The 17,951-nt window shown below is 70.4% G+C and carries 14 protein-coding genes and 2 tRNA genes; 14 read left to right on the top strand and 2 right to left on the bottom strand.

Annotated elements, in window-relative coordinates:
- The 9 genes from ACZ3TS_RS12275 to ACZ3TS_RS12235 all read left to right on the top strand — a co-directional run.
- The coding region (locus ACZ3TS_RS12275) for an ADP-ribosyltransferase (protein ID WP_467616527.1) at nucleotides 1-1,493 on the top strand (1,493 nt) is incomplete at its 5' end.
- A 41-nt stretch (nucleotides 1,494-1,534) separates the two neighbouring features.
- The gene (locus ACZ3TS_RS12270; RefSeq protein ID WP_467616525.1) at nucleotides 1,535-1,939 is read left to right on the top strand and encodes a hypothetical protein; all 405 of its coding nucleotides are present in this window, start codon (nucleotides 1,535-1,537) and stop codon (nucleotides 1,937-1,939) included.
- 458 nt (nucleotides 1,940-2,397) lie between these two features.
- On the top strand, nucleotides 2,398-2,868 hold the full coding sequence (locus ACZ3TS_RS12265; RefSeq protein WP_467616522.1) for a hypothetical protein: 471 nt from the start codon (nucleotides 2,398-2,400) through the stop codon (nucleotides 2,866-2,868).
- 153 nt (nucleotides 2,869-3,021) lie between these two features.
- Nucleotides 3,022-3,465 (top strand): HD domain-containing protein, encoded by a 444-nt coding sequence (locus tag ACZ3TS_RS12260; protein WP_467616520.1) that lies wholly within the window; start codon nucleotides 3,022-3,024, stop codon nucleotides 3,463-3,465.
- A gap of 57 nt (nucleotides 3,466-3,522) precedes the next feature.
- Nucleotides 3,523-3,846 carry a hypothetical protein gene (locus ACZ3TS_RS12255; RefSeq protein ID WP_467616518.1) on the top strand — a complete coding sequence of 108 codons (324 nt, stop codon included), beginning with the start codon at nucleotides 3,523-3,525 and terminating at the stop codon, nucleotides 3,844-3,846.
- A 109-nt stretch (nucleotides 3,847-3,955) separates the two neighbouring features.
- A complete protein-coding gene (gene eccD, locus ACZ3TS_RS12250) occupies nucleotides 3,956-5,311 on the top strand; it encodes a type VII secretion integral membrane protein EccD (RefSeq protein WP_467616516.1) in 1,356 nt (451 codons plus the stop codon).
- A gap of 48 nt (nucleotides 5,312-5,359) precedes the next feature.
- Entirely contained in the window at nucleotides 5,360-6,553 is a 1,194-nt protein-coding gene (locus ACZ3TS_RS12245; RefSeq protein ID WP_467616513.1) for a MinD/ParA family ATP-binding protein, read from the top strand.
- Between the two features lie 22 nt (nucleotides 6,554-6,575).
- Nucleotides 6,576-10,553, top strand: a complete 3,978-nt coding sequence (eccCa, locus tag ACZ3TS_RS12240) for a type VII secretion protein EccCa (RefSeq protein ID WP_467616510.1) — start codon at nucleotides 6,576-6,578, stop codon at nucleotides 10,551-10,553.
- 82 nt (nucleotides 10,554-10,635) lie between these two features.
- Nucleotides 10,636-12,069 carry a DUF6177 family protein gene (locus tag ACZ3TS_RS12235; RefSeq protein WP_467616507.1) on the top strand — a complete coding sequence of 478 codons (1,434 nt, stop codon included), beginning with the start codon at nucleotides 10,636-10,638 and terminating at the stop codon, nucleotides 12,067-12,069.
- A 16-nt stretch (nucleotides 12,070-12,085) separates the two neighbouring features.
- On the opposite strand, the gene ACZ3TS_RS12230 is transcribed toward ACZ3TS_RS12235, so the two are convergent.
- Nucleotides 12,086-13,264, bottom strand: coding sequence for an acyltransferase family protein (locus ACZ3TS_RS12230; protein WP_467616504.1), 1,179 nt, complete (start codon nucleotides 13,262-13,264; stop codon nucleotides 12,086-12,088).
- Nucleotides 13,265-13,768: 504 nt separating this feature from the next.
- Here ACZ3TS_RS12230 and ACZ3TS_RS12225 point away from each other — a divergent pair.
- Nucleotides 13,769-13,963, top strand: a complete 195-nt coding sequence (locus tag ACZ3TS_RS12225; protein WP_031130848.1) for a hypothetical protein — start codon at nucleotides 13,769-13,771, stop codon at nucleotides 13,961-13,963.
- A 489-nt stretch (nucleotides 13,964-14,452) separates the two neighbouring features.
- The gene (locus tag ACZ3TS_RS12220; RefSeq protein WP_467616502.1) at nucleotides 14,453-14,923 is read left to right on the top strand and encodes a hypothetical protein; all 471 of its coding nucleotides are present in this window, start codon (nucleotides 14,453-14,455) and stop codon (nucleotides 14,921-14,923) included.
- On the opposite strand, the gene ACZ3TS_RS12215 is transcribed toward ACZ3TS_RS12220, so the two are convergent.
- Nucleotides 14,895-14,965: transfer RNA gene (locus ACZ3TS_RS12215), tRNA-Gly, on the bottom strand. The two genes, ACZ3TS_RS12220 and ACZ3TS_RS12215, sit on opposite strands and share 29 nt — an antisense overlap.
- A gap of 151 nt (nucleotides 14,966-15,116) precedes the next feature.
- On the opposite strand from ACZ3TS_RS12215, the gene ACZ3TS_RS12210 reads away from it, so the two are divergent.
- The 3 genes from ACZ3TS_RS12210 to ACZ3TS_RS12200 all read left to right on the top strand — a co-directional run bounded on the left by ACZ3TS_RS12210 (nucleotide 15,117) and on the right by ACZ3TS_RS12200 (nucleotide 17,899).
- Nucleotides 15,117-15,193: transfer RNA gene (locus tag ACZ3TS_RS12210), tRNA-Pro, on the top strand.
- A 201-nt stretch (nucleotides 15,194-15,394) separates the two neighbouring features.
- The gene (gene tig / locus ACZ3TS_RS12205) at nucleotides 15,395-16,768 is read left to right on the top strand and encodes a trigger factor (RefSeq protein ID WP_467616499.1); all 1,374 of its coding nucleotides are present in this window, start codon (nucleotides 15,395-15,397) and stop codon (nucleotides 16,766-16,768) included.
- 519 nt (nucleotides 16,769-17,287) lie between these two features.
- Nucleotides 17,288-17,899 carry an ATP-dependent Clp protease proteolytic subunit gene (locus tag ACZ3TS_RS12200; RefSeq protein ID WP_467616540.1) on the top strand — a complete coding sequence of 204 codons (612 nt, stop codon included), beginning with the start codon at nucleotides 17,288-17,290 and terminating at the stop codon, nucleotides 17,897-17,899.
- The last annotated feature ends 52 nt before the right edge of the window (nucleotides 17,900-17,951 follow it).

The raw sequence follows: 17,951 nt of genomic DNA, 5'->3' as shown, positions 1-17,951 counted from the left end.
TCAGCAAGGCCGCGGGTGCGGGGTTGTCGAAGATCGGGGACGTCACGGCGGCGCTGAAGGGCGTCGGCAACGTCGAGATCCCCAAGCTCCCGGACGGTTCCGTCCACCTGCCGGACGGCCGCCTCCTGGACACGAACGGCAACCTCATCGGACACGACGGCACCATCGACACGACGCCGGTGCCTCATGAGGTGGCACCGGGGCTCCCGGCCCACTGGACGATCCAGGAGCCGGCGCTCTCCGGGGTGCGCGCGGGGGACGGCGTCACGGGCGAGGTGACCCATACGAGTGATGTTGTGGCGACGGGCGGCCACTACGACGTCACACCGGGCGGCCATTACGACACCGCGCCGACCGGCACCACCGGCCACACGCCGGGCGGCTCCTTCGACGGGACACCGGCGTCGTACGAGCACACGGCGACGCCGACGTCGTACGACCATGCCCCGACCACGACACCGCACGACGCCCCCACGGGGACGCCGCACACAGGCCACGACGTCCCTGCGGGGACGCCCCATACGGGCCACGACGTCCCTGCGGGGACGCCCCATACGGGCCACGACCTTCCCCACGGCACCGGCCACCCGCCGGAGACGCCACACGGCCCCGGGCACGACGCCCCGGGTGACCACACAGACGACTCGTCCCACGGCGCCGGGCACGACCACCATGACGCCGGCCATGACGGGGGGGCTCACGACCCAGCGCACGCCGGTGACCACACGGGCGTCGGGCACGACGCCGTGGACGCTGCAGCACACCACGGCACCGACACTGCGGTCGCTCCGGGCCGCCCGGGGACGGACGCGCTGGGGCACGGCGGGGCCGCGGAGCCGTTTGAGTACAAGCCGTCCATGTCGGAGAGAGAATTCTCCGGACTGGCAACCGATGCCGAGAAGCACGCGGCGGCCACAGCCGAACTGGCGCACGGCACGAACCCCGCGCCCAGCGTCAGCAACCAGGCGGGGTTCGATTACGGCAACGCGTACTGGAACGACTTCCTGGACAACCTCGGACCCGAGTCGAGGGAGTCGCTGGTCACCTACACCGGTAACGCGTACGACGACATCAACGGCCACCTTCGCTTCGGCACCGACACGTCGCCGGAGACGTTGCACACGATCGACGAGATGGACAAGGTCATGGGCGCCCGCCCACTGCCCGAGGACATCATGGTCGTCCGCGGTACCGGAGTCGACCACCTTCATCTGGAGACGCCGCTGGACATGCGGGGCGGCGTTTACGACGACAAGGCGTACACCTCCACGGCACTCGGCAAGACGCCGCCGCCGCCCTTCGACGGGAAGCCGGTGTGGATGCATCTGCGGGTGCCGAAGGGCACACCCGCTCTCTGGCTGGACCACCTCTCCGAGTTCCCCGGTGAGCGGGAACTGCTCCTCGCCCGCGGTACTCAGTACAAGGTGACGCGCGTCTTCATGGACCAGGTGGGCAAGTGGCACGTCTACGGGGAGGTTCTGCCGAGGCCGTAGCCTCGTTGCGGATCAGGCAGAGGTAAAGGAATGTGGACTTCATGAGCAGTGAACGACCGATCAACCCGCGCTTCGACGACGACATGTGGTTCAACCAGGTGTCGCCGGGTCCGCCGCGTTACCGGACACGGACCGACAAGCCCGTGCGGTACTTCACGGTGGTCGACAAGCAGGACGGCGTGGTCCTCGGGTATGTGTGGGCCGCTGACGACGATGACGCCGCCGCGTGGGAACCGCGGCAGGCCGCCGGGCCCCGGGCGTACATCGAGGGCGGCACCTGGCACGCAATCTTGGAGGAGGCCAAGGGGCGGGGCATCCGGCCATCTGAGGCCCTCGCCGAGCTGTACGGCGACCCGGAGGTGGGCGTCAAGGGTCAGGCCCTGCCGGGTTCCCTCACCGATGCTCCGAACGCCGGTGTGGTCAAAGCCCTGGCGCAGAGTGACTGACGAGCCGCCGGTTAACCCGCGCTTCGACGACGACCTGAGGTTCGTGGAAATGCCGGGCGGTTCGCCGCGCTACCGGGACTGGACCGAAAAGCCGGTGCAGTACTTCACGGTGGTCGACAAGCAGGGTGGAGCGGTCCTCGGGCACCTGTGGGCCGACGACAAGGACGATGCCGCTGCGTATGAACCGCGGCAGGCCACCGGACCCCGGGGGTCAATGAGGACGGCTTCTGGGGTCGGCGGCTACGTAACGCCAAGGAACGGGGCATTCGACCATCCCAGGCCCTCGCCGAGTTGCTGGCCGACCCGGAGCTGGGCGGTAAGGGCCGCCCCTTGCCAGGCTCCCTGACCGACGCCCCGAACGCCGCCGCGGCCTGCAACAGAACTGAGTTGGCGTCACCCCTTTCCTCGCGATACAGATAATCGCTCGTTCATACACGTCCCCCAGGAGCCCCTCCCCCATGACCACCCCCCAGGGCAACCCCTACGGCCAGTACCCCCAGGCCAACCACCCTGCGCCGCACAATCAGCCCAACCCCTATGCACAGCAGGGCGGTTACCCGCAGCCCAATGGGTACGTCGCGCCGGGAGTGGGGTATCCGCAGGGGGCCCAGGCGTACCAGGGGGGTGCCCCGTACGGGCAGGGGCCGCGGTTCTCCTGCCGGTTCTGCGGTACCGCCCCCGCCGTCGACGTCACCTTCCGCGCGCACCGTGGGCTCCTCGTCCTCATGACGTTCCGGAAGCTCGAAGGGCCCATGTGCCACCGCTGCGGGATGCAGGTCTACAAGCAGTTGACCGGCGAGACGCTCTGGCAGGGCTGGTGGAGCCCGCTTTCCCTGGTGCTGTTCACCCCGCTCACCCTCCTCTGGAACGTGATCGCCAGTGCCAAGGTCAAGAAGCTTCAGGCGGCCCCGGCACCCGGTCAGTACTGACCCGTCGCCGCCCCACGCGTGCCCGACCGTATCCGGGGTGTACTCCCTGCTCTTCCATGCCTTATGTTGCAGGGGCAAAGTTAGGGGGAGCCTGTCATGCCGCTCACGCCGCAGGAACGGCGGGCATCAGAGACATCGAGGTCGGCGCCGTTCATGACACTCGCCGAGGTCGAGGCCGTCGCGTGCGCCGCGCACGCCGCGCAGAAGGACAAGGCCGGGCGGCCGTACACGGAGCATCTGCGGGCCGTCGCCGAGGGCGTACGGGCCCGTGGCGGTGCCGATGAACTCGTCGCCGCCGCCTGGCTGCACGACTCGGTGGAGGACGGTGTCCTCAGCGAGGAGTGGCTGGACGCGGCCCGGTTGCCGCAGAGGGCCAAGGATGTCGTACGGGCCGTGACCAAGCGGCCGGGAGAAGAGCCGGAGGCGTACGCGCGGCGCATCCTCGCCACCCCGGGCGCCCGGCTCGTCAAGGCGGCCGACCTCGCGCACAACGCCGACCCGCACCGGCTCGCCGCTCTCGACGCCCCCACCGCCGAGCGGCTCACCCGCAAGTACGCCGTGATGCGGGAGAACCTCGGCCTCGGCGCCGATGACTGACGGCTCGACAGCGATCGCGTACGACACAGGACGGCACGGAACGGCACGGGACTGCTGATGGCACGGGACTACGACAGCCAGTTGCTGGAGTCGGTGGCGGTACGCCGTCGGCGGATGCGCGACGCGCTGCTGTTCGGCGCCCAGCGCGGTCGGCGCACGGTGGACGAGCGGCTCGGAAAGGTGTTCGCGGGCATCGCGATCGCCGCCGTGCTGTGCGCCGGTTGCGTCGGCTGGTCCTTCCTCCAGGCCACCCTGGCCAAGCAGAAGGCCGAGCAGCAGAAGCAGCAACAGCAGCAGGAGCAGATGTACAACCCGTCCGGGGGGAGTGGCAGCCCGACGCCGACCGCCGGCGGCGCGAAGCAAAGTGCGGAGAAGAAGTGAACAGGGCCTGCGGGGTGGGCATGACCATGCCAGCAAGGCCGTGTGTCTCTACGGAACCCCCGTACGGACGCCCCGTTTCGGACAACATCGCGATGATAGGTTCCCGTAAGTGGTGAGCACAGCAACGACTTCCCGGGCCCAGCTGAGCCGGGTCACCCTGGTCGGTGAGCGACGGCGAGCCGACATCGTCCTGCCGTCGGACACCCCGATCGGCCAACTGCTCCCTGACATCCTGCAGTTGCTCGACGACCGGGCCGCCGCGCGCCCCATGACGCGGCAACTCATCACCTCCGACGGTTCGGTGCTGCCGCACGACGCCACGCTGTCCTCGGCCGAGGTCGCCGACGGCGCCGTGCTGCAGCTCGTGCGCGCGCACGCCGCGCCGCCCGCGCCGGTCGTGCACGACGTCACCGACCAGGTCGCCGACGACCTCGATCTGCGCGCCTGGCGCTGGCGCCCGGCCGCCCGCCGGGTCAGCGCCGGAGTGGCCACCATCGTCTTCGCGGTGACCGCGGCAGTCCTCGCCCGGCGTGAGTTCGACCTGCACTCCCTCACCGCGGGACTCGTGGCCGCCACCCTCGTCCTCCTCGTCGGCGGAGCCGTCGTCGCCAAGGCCGGGGACGGCAAGCAGGGCCTCGCCACCGCCCTGCTGCTCGCCGCCGGCGGGCTCGGGCTGCTCACGGCCTGGACCGCCGCCGACGCCTACGACTGGCCCGGGACGGCCCGGCTCGCCGGTGTCGTGGCCGCGCTGGTGCTCACCCTCGTGCTGCTCGCCTACTTCTCGCCGCTCGGCCGCGGCGGGCTCATCGGAGCGGGTGCGACGGCCGTCATCGCTCTGGTCTGGGAGGCCGTCGCCGCGGTGCAGGACCAGCCCGCCCGGCTCGGCGCCGTGATGGCCGTGTTCTCCGTCGTGCTGCTCGGACTGCTGCCCCGCTTCGCGCTCATGGCCTCCGGCCTGACCGGGCTCGACGACCGCAGGTCGGGAGGCGTCTCGGTCAGCCGGCACGAGGTCGGCAACGCGCTGGCGGCCACGCACCGCGGGCTCGCCCTCGCGACCATCGCCACCGCCGCCTCGGCCGTCGCCGGGGGCTGGCTGCTGACCACCGCGCCCGAGCCGACCGCCTGGACCGTGACCCTCGCGTCGCTGGTCGCCGTGGTGCTGCTGTCCCGGGCCCGGGCATTCCCGCTGGTCGCCGAGGTGGTCGCGTTGTTCGGCGCCGCCGCGCTGCTCGTCGTACGCCTGGTGGTGCTGTGGATGGACCACGCCGCAGGCGCCGGGCCGCTCGCCGTGCTGTGCGCGGCCGCGGTGCTGCCGCTGCTCGTCCTCGCCGTGCAGCCGCCGGAGCACGTGCAGGTACGGCTGCGGCGCATCGCCGATCTGATCGAGTCGATCGGTGTGATCGGGCTGTTCCCGCTCGCTGTCGGCGTCTTCGGCATCTACGGGCAACTGCTCAACAAGTTCTGACACACGGTGCGGCCGCTCCGGGCGGGGCGGACAGGAGAGAAGGGCGACATGCCGAACGGGGACAACTGGCAGAGCGACGTGCTGCGCGACCTGAGGGGCGCCTCCGGGCAGCCGGGCCCCCAGCCACAGCCGCAGGGCACCCCCGCCGCCGGTGCCGCACAGCCACAGCCGAACCCGCAGGGCGTACCCACGCAGGGCCAGGCGTACGGCCACCCCCAGCAGCCCTCGCCCCACCAGGCGCACGCCGGTCAGCAGGGTGCCCCGGCGCAGCCCCAGCCGGTCCCGGCCCGGCGGCCCGCCGGCCCCCGCCCGCAGCCCCGCACCCCCGACTCCCGCCCGGTCGTGGACAAGCAGCTCGCCGGCACCGGTCTCAAGCCCCGGCACGGCGAGCCCCTCTCCGCCCGCGCCCTGCGTGCCGTGCGCCGTACCGTCTCCTCCTCCGCCGCCCGCGAGGTCGCCGGGGCCACCGCCACCGCGGAGGTGCTCCAGCAGGCCGTGACCACAGGCCGCCAGATCGCCGTCACCTCCATCCGTGGCGGAGCGGGGAAGACGACGGTCGCCGCGCTCCTGGGGACCACGTACGCGCACTACCGGCACGACCCGACCCTCATCGTCGAGGCCGATCCGGCGCTCGGCTCGCTGCCGCTGCGGCTCGGCGCCGAGACGCTGCGCTGGACCACCGGCGACGTCGCGGACATCGTCGAGCCGCAGATGTCGCTGCTCGACGTCACCGGCTACCTCGTCCAACTCCCCGACAACGCCTGGTTGTTGCCCGGCAGCCAGGGGCAGATCGGCGCGATGCTGGACACCAGGGCGTACGAGAAGGTCATGGTCTCCCTGCGTCGCTACTTCGGCGTCACCGTCGTGGACTGCGAGACCCTGCCCGCCGAGGTCGCACGCGTCGCGCTGTCCGCCTCCCAGGCCCGCGTGCTGACGGCGCCCGCCACCCTGGAGGGCATCGCCAGCACGTACGCCGTGCTGGAGTGGATGCGAGGGCTGCCCCGACAGGTCATCGAGGGGACCGTCGTCGCGCTGACCGAGATGGTCCCGCACACCGGACTCGACGCCGACAAGGCCGCCGAGACGCTGAAGGCGACCGGTGCCCGGGTCCACGTACTGCCCTACGACCGGCACCTGGCGGCCGGCGGCACGATCCGCACCGAACTCCTCGCGCACGCCACCCGGCAGGCCGCCACGCGCCTGGCCGCGGAGGTCTTCCAGCTCTCCCAGAAGCGCCGCTGAAGCCGGGGGAGGAACACGGCACATGAGTACCCGACTGATCCACCGCCCGGCCCGTACCACCCGGCCCCCGGCGGCCCCCGAACCACGCACCATCGAGGCGCCGCCCAACCTGCCCGAGGGCAAGGCCGGTTCGATCGCGACCTCACTGCTGCCCGTGGCCGGCGTGATGTCGTCCGTCGTGATGATGACCGTCGTGCGCAACAGCCAGTTCGCGGGCCTCGGCGCGATCATCCTGGTGGTCACCATCGTCGGTTCCATGGCGCTGGTCTTCTCCCAGCGCGGCAAGGCCCAGCGGACTCGCCGGACCCAACGTGAGGCGTATCTCTCGTACTTGGAGGACCTGCGCGAGGAGCTGTCCAAGGAGGAGCGGAAGCGGCGCGAGACCGCGCAGGTGCTGAATCCGCCGCCGGACGCGCTGTACGACATAGTCCGCGATCCCGCCCGGCTGTGGGAGCGGCGCCGGATGGACGGTGACTTCCTGAGGGTGCGCGTCGGCACCGGTGAGATGCCCGTCCGGGATCTGAAGGTGGGCCAGCAGAGCTCCTCCGTGCTCACCCCACCCGACCAGTTCATGCTGAACGAGGCCTCCGCGCTGACGGCCCGCTTCGGCACCGGCACCGAACTCCCGCTCACCGTCCCGCTGGACCGGGTCGGCAACATCAGCGTCATCGGCCCCCGCGAGGACACCCTGCGGGTGGCCCGCGCCCTGATGGTCCAGGCCGCCGCCACGCACGCCCCCGACGACGTCGCCATGGCGCTCGCCGTGCCCGGCGACCGGCTGACGGAGTGGGAGTGGGCCAAGTGGCTGCCACACCTCCTCGACAGCGAGCAGTTCGACGGCCCGGTCGCCGCCCGCCGCATCGCCCCCTCGCTGCCCCAGCTGGCCCGCCGGATCGGCCCCGAGCTGCGCCGCCGCGCCTCCTTCGCGGCCGAGGTGCGCCGCGGCCTGTCCGGCAAGGACGCCCTCGCCATGACCTCCCGGCTGCTCGTCGTCACCGACGGGCACGGCGAGGACGCCGTCGAGCTGCCGCGCCCCGACGACGCGGTCGGCCTGCGCGACATGGGAGTCACCGTGCTGCACCTGCTCGACCAGCGGATCCAGGAGCCCGGCCAGGTCGGGGTCCGGATCACGGTGGACGGCGCCCGGATCCTCATCGAGGACCTGCGCGAGGCCGAGCCGATCAGCGCGCACGGCACGGTCGACGAGGTCGGCATCCCGTTCGCCGAGGGCCTGGCCCGGATGCTCGCCCCGCTGCGGCTGTCCGCCGAGTCGATGGTCGACGCGCCGCTCACCGGCCCCGTCGACTTCGCCGAGCTGCTCGGCATCGACGACGTGGCCCACCTGGACCTGGACCGGCTGTGGGCGCCGCGCGGCGAGCGCGCCTTCCTGCGCGTCCCGATCGGCGTCAGCGACAGCCGCGAGCCGGTGCTGCTCGACCTGAAGGAGTCCTCCGAGCTGGGCATGGGCCCGCACGGCCTGTGCGTCGGCGCCACCGGTTCCGGTAAGTCCGAGCTGCTGCGCACCCTCGTGCTCGCCCTGGTCGCCACGCACCCACCGGAGGACCTGGCCCTGGTCCTCGTCGACTACAAGGGCGGCGCCACCTTCGCTCCCTTCGCGGACCTCCCGCACGTCGCCGGCGTGATCACCAACCTGGAGAACCAGGCGGGCCTGGTCGAACGCGTTCACGCGTCGCTGGCCGGCGAGGTCAAGCGCCGCCAGCAGGTCCTCAAGGACGCTGGCAACGTCGCCGACATCGGCCACTACGCCGCCCTGCGCGCCGAGAAGCGGCCCGACCTGGAGCCGCTGCCGCACCTGTTCGTCGTGATCGACGAGTTCGGCGAACTTCTCACCGCCAAGCCGGACTTCATCGACCTGTTCCTCTCCATCGGACGCATCGGCCGCTCCATCGGCGTCCACCTGCTGCTGTCCAGCCAACGCATCGAGGGCGGCAAGCTCAAGGGCCTGGACACCTACCTGTCCTACCGGCTCGGCCTGCGCACCTTCTCCGCCGACGAGTCCCGTACGGTGCTGGACACCACGGACGCCTTCCACCTCCCGCCACTGCCCGGTTTCGGCTACCTGAAGGTTGACACCAGCTACTACGAGCGCTTCAAGGCGAGCTACGTCTCCGGCGCCTACCGCGGTCCCGTCCAGCGCGAGGAGGAGGACACCGGGCCGCTCGCGCTGGAGTACGAGGCGTACAACACCCTGGGCCAGGAGGAGAATTCGGGTCTGGAGGAACCGAAGGTGCGGCGCCGGGAGACCGGCCCGACCGAGATGGGTGTCCTGGTCCAGCAGATCGAGAAGGCCGAGACCAGACCCGTACGCCAGATCTGGCTGCCCCCGCTGCCCGACGCCATCGCCCTCGACAAGGTCGCCGGGCCCGTGGAGGTCGGCGCACGCGGCATGCAGCTCGCCGAGCGGCGAGGGCCGCTCCAGGTGCCGATGGGCGTTCTCGACGACCCGACGAAGCAGTGGCAGGGCCGGTGGTACCTGGACCTGACGGTCGCGGGCGGCCATGCGGCGGTCATCGGCGGTCCGCAGTCCGGCAAGACGACGCTCATGCGCACCCTCGCCCTTTCCCTGGCGCTGACCCACACCCCGCAGGAAGTGGGCATCTACGGCCTCGACCTGGTCGGCGGCGGCCTGCAGGCACTCGCCGGGCTCCCGCACGTGGGCGGGGTCGCGGGCCGCGCCGACCGCGAGCGCGCCGCACGCACGATCGACTCCGTGCGCGGCATGCTCGACCAGCGCGAGGAGCTGTTCCGCGTCCACAACATCGACTCGCTGGAGCAACTGCGCGACCTGCGCGCGGCGGGCCGCCTGCCGGAGCTGGCCTCCACCGAGATCGTGCTGCTCATCGACGGCTTCGGCGCCCTGCGGGACGACTTCGAGGAACTCGACGACGCGGTCGTCGACATCCTCAAGCGCGGCGGCGGCTACGGCATCCACGTCGTCGCGGGCATGCTGCGCTGGAACGACGTACGCATCGCCACCCAGTCGCAGTTCGGCACCCGGGTCGAGCTGCGCCTGAACGACGCCAGCGAGTCCAGCGTCGACCGCAAGCTCGCCGAGACCCTCGCACCGGAGGAGAAGGGCCGCGTCCTCACCGACGGCAAGCTCTTCGCGCAGGTCGCACTGCCACGCACGGACAGCCTCGCCGACACCGCGGACCTCGGCGCGGTCCTGGAGCGCACGGCCCGTACGATCCGCGCCACCTGGACGGGCGAGGTCGCCCAGCCCGTTCGTGTACTGCCGCATCTTCTGGAGCCCCAGCTGCTCCCGGGCCCGGTGGCCGAACCGCGTCGGGTGCCGATCGGCCTCGACCAGACACGGCTGGCGCCCGTCATGCTCGACCTGTTCGAACACGACCAGCACCTGCTGATCATGGGTGACAGCGAGTGCGGCAAGACCAACCTGCTGAAGGTCATCGCGAACGGCCTCATCGAGCGGTACGGCGACAACGAGCTGGTCTTCGGCATCATGGACCCGCGGCGCGGCCTGCGCGGGGCGATCCCGGAGGAGTACCGCGGCGGCTACGCCTACAACTCCAAGCTGGCCGGGGCCCTTTCGGCGGGCATCGCCTCCGAGCTGGAGAAGCGGCTGCCCGACGAGAGTGCGGACAGCGAGGACCTGGAGCCGGGCAGCTGGGGCTCGGGCCCGCGGATCGTGATCCTCGTCGACGACTACGACGTCCTGACCACCGCCGGGCAGCAGCCGCTCGCCCCCTTCCTCCCCTACATCCCCTCGGCGGTCGACATCGGCCTCCACTTCGTCCTCACCCGCCGTGTCGCGGGCGCCTCCCGGGGCCTGTACGAGCCGCTGCTGCAGGGACTGCGTGAGTCCGGCGCCTCGGCGCTGGTGATGGCGGGCGACCGCAGCGAGGGCCAGCTCTTCCCCGGCGTGTACGCCACCCAGCAGCCGTCGGGACGCGGGGTGCTGGTGCGCCGGGGCGAGCCGAACCGGCTGATCCAGACCGTGTACGCGGGGGACCGGTGAACCGGACGGTCCCCGCAGGGCGTCCAGGGGACCAGAGCCGCACGACATCCGAATCGACCACCATGAAGGACGTGCCGACCTCATGACCAAGGACGTCATCGCCCTCACCCAGAAGATGCCCGACCCGCTCAGCGTGATCGCGGGTCTGCTCTCCGGCGGACCGGACACCCTGGTGGGCACGGAGGGTGACGGCGCGGTCGTGCAGCTGTGCGACGAACAGGGGCGCCCGCTGGTCTCGGTCGAGGCGCCGCTCCTTGTCCAGGTCAGGGGCGAGGCCGAGCGGCTGCTCGGCGCGCGTGAGCCCGAGGTGCCGTACTGGTGGACCGAGGCCCGCGCCACGACCGGAGTGAAGGAGGCCGAGCAGCTCGCCGGCACTTTCGCGGCCCGGCTGGCCACGCTGGTCGGCGGCACCGCCTGGCCGCCGCAGGCAGCGACCTCCCTGGCCGTGGTGAAGACCGACGGGGTGAGCGCGGCGCCGACGCCCGCGGCCGCGCAGCCCGCCGTGGACGTCCTCACCGACAAGGTCGCCGTCATCATCCAGGACCGCCCGGTCGTCGCGATGACGGCGTGGCTCTCGGACGCCCTGCGCGCGGCAGCGAACGCCGAACTGGGCCTGCAGATCGTGACCCCCGCGGGCACCCGCCTGTCTCCCGCCGTCCGCAACAGCCTCCCCGGCTGGCCCTCCCGCTGGGTCGTGCAGGACGAGAAGGACGGCTACTACGACGGACTGTCCGGGGCCGTACTGGAGTGGAACAACGGCCTGTTCGTGACGGTCGAGTCCCCGGATGCGACCCCGCAGGACCCGCGTACGCCGATGGCCGACTCCTTCAAGAAGGACATCGCAGAGAACGCGGCCAAGGGCGAGCGCCAGCTCGCGATCTCCTTCAGGGCGATCCACGCGGCCGACGACCGCCTCGTGCTCGGCGGCGCGCTGGAGTCCGTGTGGCGTGAGATCACCGGCGAGCCGCCGGCCGGCTGGGGCACCGAGGAGCCCGCCAACCTCCCCTGGTCGCTGCGGCAGTTGACGGACGTGGCGTACGAGCGTTCGCCGGCGCCGACCTGGCTGGTCGTGGTCGGCACCCCGGAGCGCCCGGGACTTGCCACGGTCCGTATCAGCCGGACGAAGGCCGGGGTCGAAGAGGACGTCACTCTGGCGTTCGGCTACGGGCCCGGGGAGGAGGTGCCGACGGACGCGGTGCGCACCGCAGCCGAGGTGCTCGCCACCCGGCACGACCTCCAGTCGATGCTCGTCCAGATCCGCAAGGCCCGCCGCGACCTGTCCGTGCCGCCGCACTTCGAGGGCCCGGGCGTCCCGTTCGCCTTCGTCCTGGGCGCGGAGGAGGTCCGGGCGATGCCCGGCGACCGGGCCCGTCGCACGCCCCTCGCCGAGTCCCCGATCCCTCTGGGACCGAGGACCCGGCCGGCGCTCTACTACCCGTTGCCGGGGGATCCGGGGGATCTGTCGGGGTGGCAGGACTTCGAGCGGTTGATGCGCCACCTCAAGGGCGCCTCGTAGACGGCGGGCGAGGGGCCTACGCGGTTCTCCCCGCGGAGCGTTCGCGCGCGAGCTGCGCCGCATCCCCCTTGAAGGCCCACTTCATCTCCGGCTCCATCACGCACCGGAAGACGCGCCGCACCGGCGCCGTGCACAGCGCCGTCACCACCGCACCCGCGAGCAAGGTCACGAACACCTCGCCGAGCGGCCCGTGTATCCACCCCGCGTCGTACCAGCCCTGGTAGTTCGCGGTCTTCACGAACAGCCCGTGCAGCAGATAGCCGTACAGCGTGCCCGCACCCAGGGCGGTGAACCACATGGTCCGGCGCGGCACCCAGGAGAAGAAGCAGGCCGTGAGCAGCAGTGAGCAGCCCAGCAGGGCGAGGAGCATCACCGGCCCGCACCACCACGGCGCCCCCAACTCCTGTGCGCTGTCGCGGTGGTAGAACCAGACCGGGTTCATCCGCGGCACGGCCCACCACGCCACGGCGAGCGCGCCGGCGAACACCGGCACCGACAGGATGCGCACCGAGCGGCGCCGCACCAGCCGGAAGTGCTCCGGCTTCATCGACAGGCCGATGACGAAGCACGGCAGGAACTGCAGCACCCGCTGAAAGTCCAGGTCGTCACCGATCTCGGGCGACACCGACGCCAGCATGGCGATCAGGATCGCCAGCGGGACGGGCCAGCGCACCAGTTTCCAGATCGGGGTCGTCAGCCGCCAGACGAACAGCGCGGTCAGGAACCACGTCATGTACCAGGGGTCGAGCAGACTGATCGGCATGTTCGGGTCGCCGCCGATCGTGCGCCTGAGGAGGACGTACGCCGTCTCGAACACGACGTACGGCACCACCACACCCGTCAGCAGCCGCTTCAGCCGGTCGGGACGCATGTCGAAATTACGCGAGAAGTAGCCGGAGATGAGGATGAACGCCGGCATGTGAAAGGCGTAGACGAACATGTACGCCGCCCGCAGGGTACGGCTGTCGCCCGCAAGCGGATCCCAGGAGTGGCCCATGGCCACCAGCACGATCGCAAGGTACTTGGCGTTGTCGAAGAAGGCGTCCCGCTGCTTGGCGGGTGGCTCGGCGGCCTGCGGGCCGCGTGGGCTCGGTACGCCGTCCGCCGACGACCGCGCCTGGGGGAGTGGCGCACGTGACGGTTGTGCCGGGGACGGGCCTGTTGCTCTTGCGGAGGACGAGGCGGCGTTGAACATCTGAGGCACCCTAGCGTCGTCTGTGGGATTTCGTAAAACCCTTGCTGTGAATCCTGCTTTCGCCTGCGGCTACCCCCGATTCACGAAAGTCGGCCTTGGTCGGGCGTGTTCTTGCGCACATCGACGAACGTGCCGATTTACTTACCACGTAAGGGCGTTGTGTCCAGATTCATCCCGACTAAAGAGGGCATAACGCTCGCGGGCGACTCTGGCGGAATGTCCGGCTCAATGGGGCCGTCGAGGATATTCGAATTACCTGCGAACGTGATGTGTGGACATGGAAACGATCAATGTCGAATTGCTGTCGGGCGCCGCTGAAATGTCTTGCGGGAGCGCCGTGTTCGCCGTCGCCGTCCGTGCGGTCCGCGCGGCCGAGGTGGCCGACGATGCCTCACCGGCCGCATACGGTGGGCCTGTTGGTGGCACGATGGTTCCAGCGGGGGTGCGCAGGAGATGGCGCGCCACCGGGCCGGGAGAGCGGACCGACCGAGGGTGTGATCAGTTGTGGCCATTTCGCTGTCAGTGGTGCTGCTGTTGGCGATCATCCTGGTGGTGTTGATCCGAGGAGGTTCGATCAAGGCCGGCCCGGCGATCGTCGCGATCCTCTTCGGCTTCTTCCTCGCCTCGACCGGTATGGCTCCGTCCATCAACCGGTTCCTCAACTCGATAGCGGACACCATCAACTCGATCAGCTTCTGACCGGGATCGGCCGCGACCTGATCGAGTTCCCGGGGTCTGCGCGGTCGGCCTCCGGCCGCCGTCCGGGCGGTCAAAGTCGTCCACGGCCAGTACGTCCACGGCCAGTACATCGACGACGAGTGCCGCATGCGCTTGTGCCGCGAGGTGGCCGCGGCCCGCCGCGTCGGCGTGGGCGCCGATGTGTCGCGCCTTTGGGCGGCCACGCTTTGCATGCCGGACGAAACCCTCGGTACACAGCAGTACTCGGTCCGGCTCGCTGCTCGTGACCGCGGGCCCGCAAGATCATGAGCCCCCGTTGCCGGCCGCGACGACGGCGATGTCCCAATGATCGTCCAGAGGAACCTGGAGCTTCGGAAGCTCCTTCTCTGACCTGTACATGGCCTTCGGCCAGCGCTCTTCTGTGGGATCACGTGACCGACAGTCGCAGGTGGGCAGCCTCTTCGGTCGCCGAGTTGTTCAACGACCGGCGCGAGATCAAGGGGCCGGAGGGTGGGGGGCAAGCGCACCGTAACCATCCCGGCGGCGATCATCTCCGACATCCGCGATCATCTGGCGCGGTACGCCGAGAGCGGACCCGATGGACGGGTCTTCGTCGGCGTCAAGGGAGCGATCCCGCGCCGGAACCACTTCAACCGGCTGTGGCGCAAGGCGTGCGCGGACACCGGAATCAAGGGCCTGCACTTTCATGATCTTCGGCACACCGTCCGCGTCGCGCTGGTCTGTCGGCAGGCGAGTGCCGAGCGTGATCGGCTGATCGCCGGCGCCGTGAGCGCCCTTGTCGACAAGGGTCGGAAGAGGGCGCAGAAGGCCAAGAAGAGACAAGGTCGAAAGTCGAACGGGCACGCAGGGGGCACGGCGGACTGTTCGCACCCCAGGAAATACTCAGGGCCAAGCGGAGGAATGATCCTCCGCTTGGCCCTGAGCCGTACAGAGCGGGCGACGGGAATCGAACCCGCGTAGCTAGTTTGGAAGACTAGGGCTCTACCATTGAGCTACGCCCGCACGGATGCGCCGCAGGTCAGTGACCGCGGCACAGAAGGCATCGTAGCGGGTCGCGCGCCTCGTAGGCCAACGCGTTCCTCCATGCGCACGCCCATGAACAAAGCGGCCGACGCAGCAGGCGCGGGCATGTACCCTACGTGTCGCACCAGCACGGGGTGTGGCGCAGCTTGGTAGCGCGTCCGCTTTGGGAGCGGAAGGCCGTGGGTTCAAATCCCGCCACCCCGACCATCAGCCGGCACCGTTCGGCTCCGACTCGCGTGATCGCCTTTTGGGGCGCCGAGTGCCTGCGGTTACTATGCAAGCTGCGCGCCCGTGTGTCTGCACTGCCACGTCTCTCAGGCAGGGGCCCGCGAATCCGCCGAAGGCCGCCCCACCCGGGCGGAGCAGCTCGGCAGAACCCCAAGAAGTCAGCCACAAGGAGACCGAACCGTGAAGAGCGCCGTGGAGACCCTGAACCCGACCCGGGTTCGGCTCACTGTTGAGGTGCCCTTCGAGGAGCTCAAGGACAGCCTCGACGCGGCGTACAAGAAGATCAACCAGCAGGTCACGGTGAAGGGCTTCCGCAAGGGCAAGATCCCGGCCCGTGTCATCGACCAGCGGTTCGGCCGTGGCGCCGTGCTCGAGGAGGCCGTCAACGACGCGCTTCCGAAGTTCTACACCGAGGCGGTCAACGAGGCCGAGCTGAACCCGCTGGGCCAGCCGGAGGTCGACATCAAGGAGCTGAAGGACAACGAGGTGCTGTCCTTCACCGCCGAGGTCGACGTCCGCCCCGCCATCGAGATCCCGGACTACTCCGGCATCGAGGTCGAGGTCGACGCCGTCGAGGTGACGGACGAGGACATCGAGAAGTCGGTCGAGCAGCTGCGTGACCGTTTCGCGTCGACGACCCCGGTCGAGCGCGCCGCCGAGGACGGTGACGTCGTCACGATCGACCTCGAGGCCAAGGTCGAGGGCGAGGTCCTCGAGGACGGCGTCGCCCAGGGCGTCTCCTACACCATCGGCTCCGGCGAGCTGCTCGACGGCATCGACGACGCCGTGAAGGGCCTGTCGGCCGACGAGGAGGCCACGTTCACCTCCGAGCTCAAGGGCGGCTCCGCTGCGGGCAAGGAGGCCGAGGTGACGGTCAAGGTCACCCAGGTCGCCTCCCGTGAACTGCCCGAGCTGGACGACGAGTTCGCTCAGCTCGCCTCCGAGTTCGACACGCTGGAGGAGCTCAAGGCGGACAGCCGCAAGCGCCTCGAGAACATGAAGCAGTACGACCAGGCCACGCAGGCCCAGGAGCGCGTCCTGGACAAACTGCTCGAGCTGGTCGAGGTCCCGGTCCCCGAGAAGCTGCTCGAGGACGAGATCAACACCCGTAAGCACAACCTCGAGCACCACCAGCTCGCCCAGATGGGTCTGACCCTCGACAAGTACCTGGAGATCCAGGACAAGACCGCCGAGGAGTTCGAGACCGAGACGCGCGAGGCCGCGATCAAGGGCATCAAGACGCAGTTCGTCCTCGACGAGCTCGTCAACAAGGAGAAGCTGAACGTCAACCAGGAGGAGCTCACCGAGCACCTCATGCGGCGTGCGGCCTCCTCCGGCATGTCCCCCGACCAGTTCGCCCAGGCGGTCGTCGAGGGCGGCCAGGTCCCGATGCTGGTCGGCGAGGTCGCCCGCGGCAAGGCCCTGGCGGTGGTGGTCGAGGCCGCCACGGTCAAGGACACCAATGGCGAGGTCGTCGACCTGGACGACGAGGACGAGTCGGAGGCCGCGGAGGGCTCCGCCGAGGCCGCCGCGGAGGAGAAGCCGGAGGCGTAACCTCCCCAGCGGAACGTCGACGATGCGACGGGCTCCGAGGCGCGCGTGCCGCGTGCCGGAGCCCGTCGCCGTGTGTGGGCGTCGGGTGACGCTCGGCACCGCCGTGAGCAGTGGAGCCGGAAGGTGCCCTCCCGGCCGGAGGCGCGTCCGTAGGGGGCGCGAATGGCCGACTGGTGCGCGCCCGTCAAGGGGCGCCGGGAACGGCCCGACCGGCCCCGGACGACCGGAGGCGACCGGCGGCCGTCGGAGCTACGGTGATCTCACCCGGGTCCGGCGGAGCCTCGTGAGGGCGCCCCGGCCCGGGAACCTGAACACCGTTGGGCCACCTGCGCTCACAGCGAACACCCGCGGAAGCGGGATGGCACCCGCCTGCCTGCGCGTTAGGGTCCATGAATACGAGGGCAGGGGAGTCCCCGAAGCCGCCCCGGCAGGGGGCGCACGAGGTCCCACGCCCCAGCAGAACACGTGAGACGGCCCCGCGCCGTCGTAAGACGAGCAGGTGGATACGTGACGAATCTGATGCCCTCCGCCGCCGGCGAGCCTTCCATCGGTGGCGGCCTCGGTGACCAGGTCTACAGCCGGCTGCTCAACGAGCGGATCATCTTCCTCGGCCAGCCGGTCGACGACGACATCGCCAACCGGATCACCGCGCAGCTGCTGCTCCTTGCCGCCGACCCGGACAAGGACATTTACCTGTACATCAACAGCCCCGGCGGCTCGATCACGGCCGGCATGGCGATCTACGACACCATGCAGTACATCAAGAACGACGTGGTGACCATCGCCATGGGCATGGCGGCCTCCATGGGGCAGTTCCTGCTCAGCGCGGGCACCCCGGGCAAGCGCTTCGCCCTGCCCAACGCGGAGATCCTGATCCACCAGCCCTCGGCCGGCCTCGCCGGCTCGGCGTCGGACATCAAGATCCACGCCGAGCGGCTGCTGCACACCAAGAAGCGCATGGCCGAGCTCACTTCCTTCCACACCGGCCAGTCGGTCGAGCAGATCACCCGTGACTCGGACCGCGACCGCTGGTTCGACGCCCAGGAGGCGAAGGAGTACGGCCTGATCGACGACATCATGCCCACCGCTGCCGGCATGCCGGGCGGCGGAGGCACCGGGGCGGGCTCGTAAGGGCTCACCGGGCCCCGTACGGCAGGTAGACCCCCAGGGGCTCCCACCGGGC

It is taken from the genome of Streptomyces sp. NPDC022910 (genome assembly GCF_055561075.1).
This window is presented reverse-complemented; position numbering and strand designations above follow the sequence as displayed.

Excerpts from the sequence above, each read along its gene's own strand:
- ACZ3TS_RS12270 (WP_467616525.1), top strand. The coding sequence starts at position 1,535 with ATGAGCAGTGAACGACCGATCAACCCGCGCTTCGACGACGACATGTGG.
- ACZ3TS_RS12265 (WP_467616522.1), top strand. The coding sequence starts at position 2,398 with ATGACCACCCCCCAGGGCAACCCCTACGGCCAGTACCCCCAGGCCAAC.
- ACZ3TS_RS12260 (WP_467616520.1), top strand. The coding sequence starts at position 3,022 with ATGACACTCGCCGAGGTCGAGGCCGTCGCGTGCGCCGCGCACGCCGCG.
- ACZ3TS_RS12255 (WP_467616518.1), top strand. The coding sequence starts at position 3,523 with ATGGCACGGGACTACGACAGCCAGTTGCTGGAGTCGGTGGCGGTACGC.
- ACZ3TS_RS12245 (WP_467616513.1), top strand. The coding sequence starts at position 5,360 with ATGCCGAACGGGGACAACTGGCAGAGCGACGTGCTGCGCGACCTGAGG.
- eccCa (WP_467616510.1), top strand. The coding sequence starts at position 6,576 with ATGAGTACCCGACTGATCCACCGCCCGGCCCGTACCACCCGGCCCCCG.
- ACZ3TS_RS12235 (WP_467616507.1), top strand. The coding sequence starts at position 10,636 with ATGACCAAGGACGTCATCGCCCTCACCCAGAAGATGCCCGACCCGCTC.
- ACZ3TS_RS12230 (WP_467616504.1), bottom strand. The coding sequence starts at position 13,264 with ATGTTCAACGCCGCCTCGTCCTCCGCAAGAGCAACAGGCCCGTCCCCG.
- ACZ3TS_RS12200 (WP_467616540.1), top strand. The coding sequence starts at position 17,288 with ATGCCCTCCGCCGCCGGCGAGCCTTCCATCGGTGGCGGCCTCGGTGAC.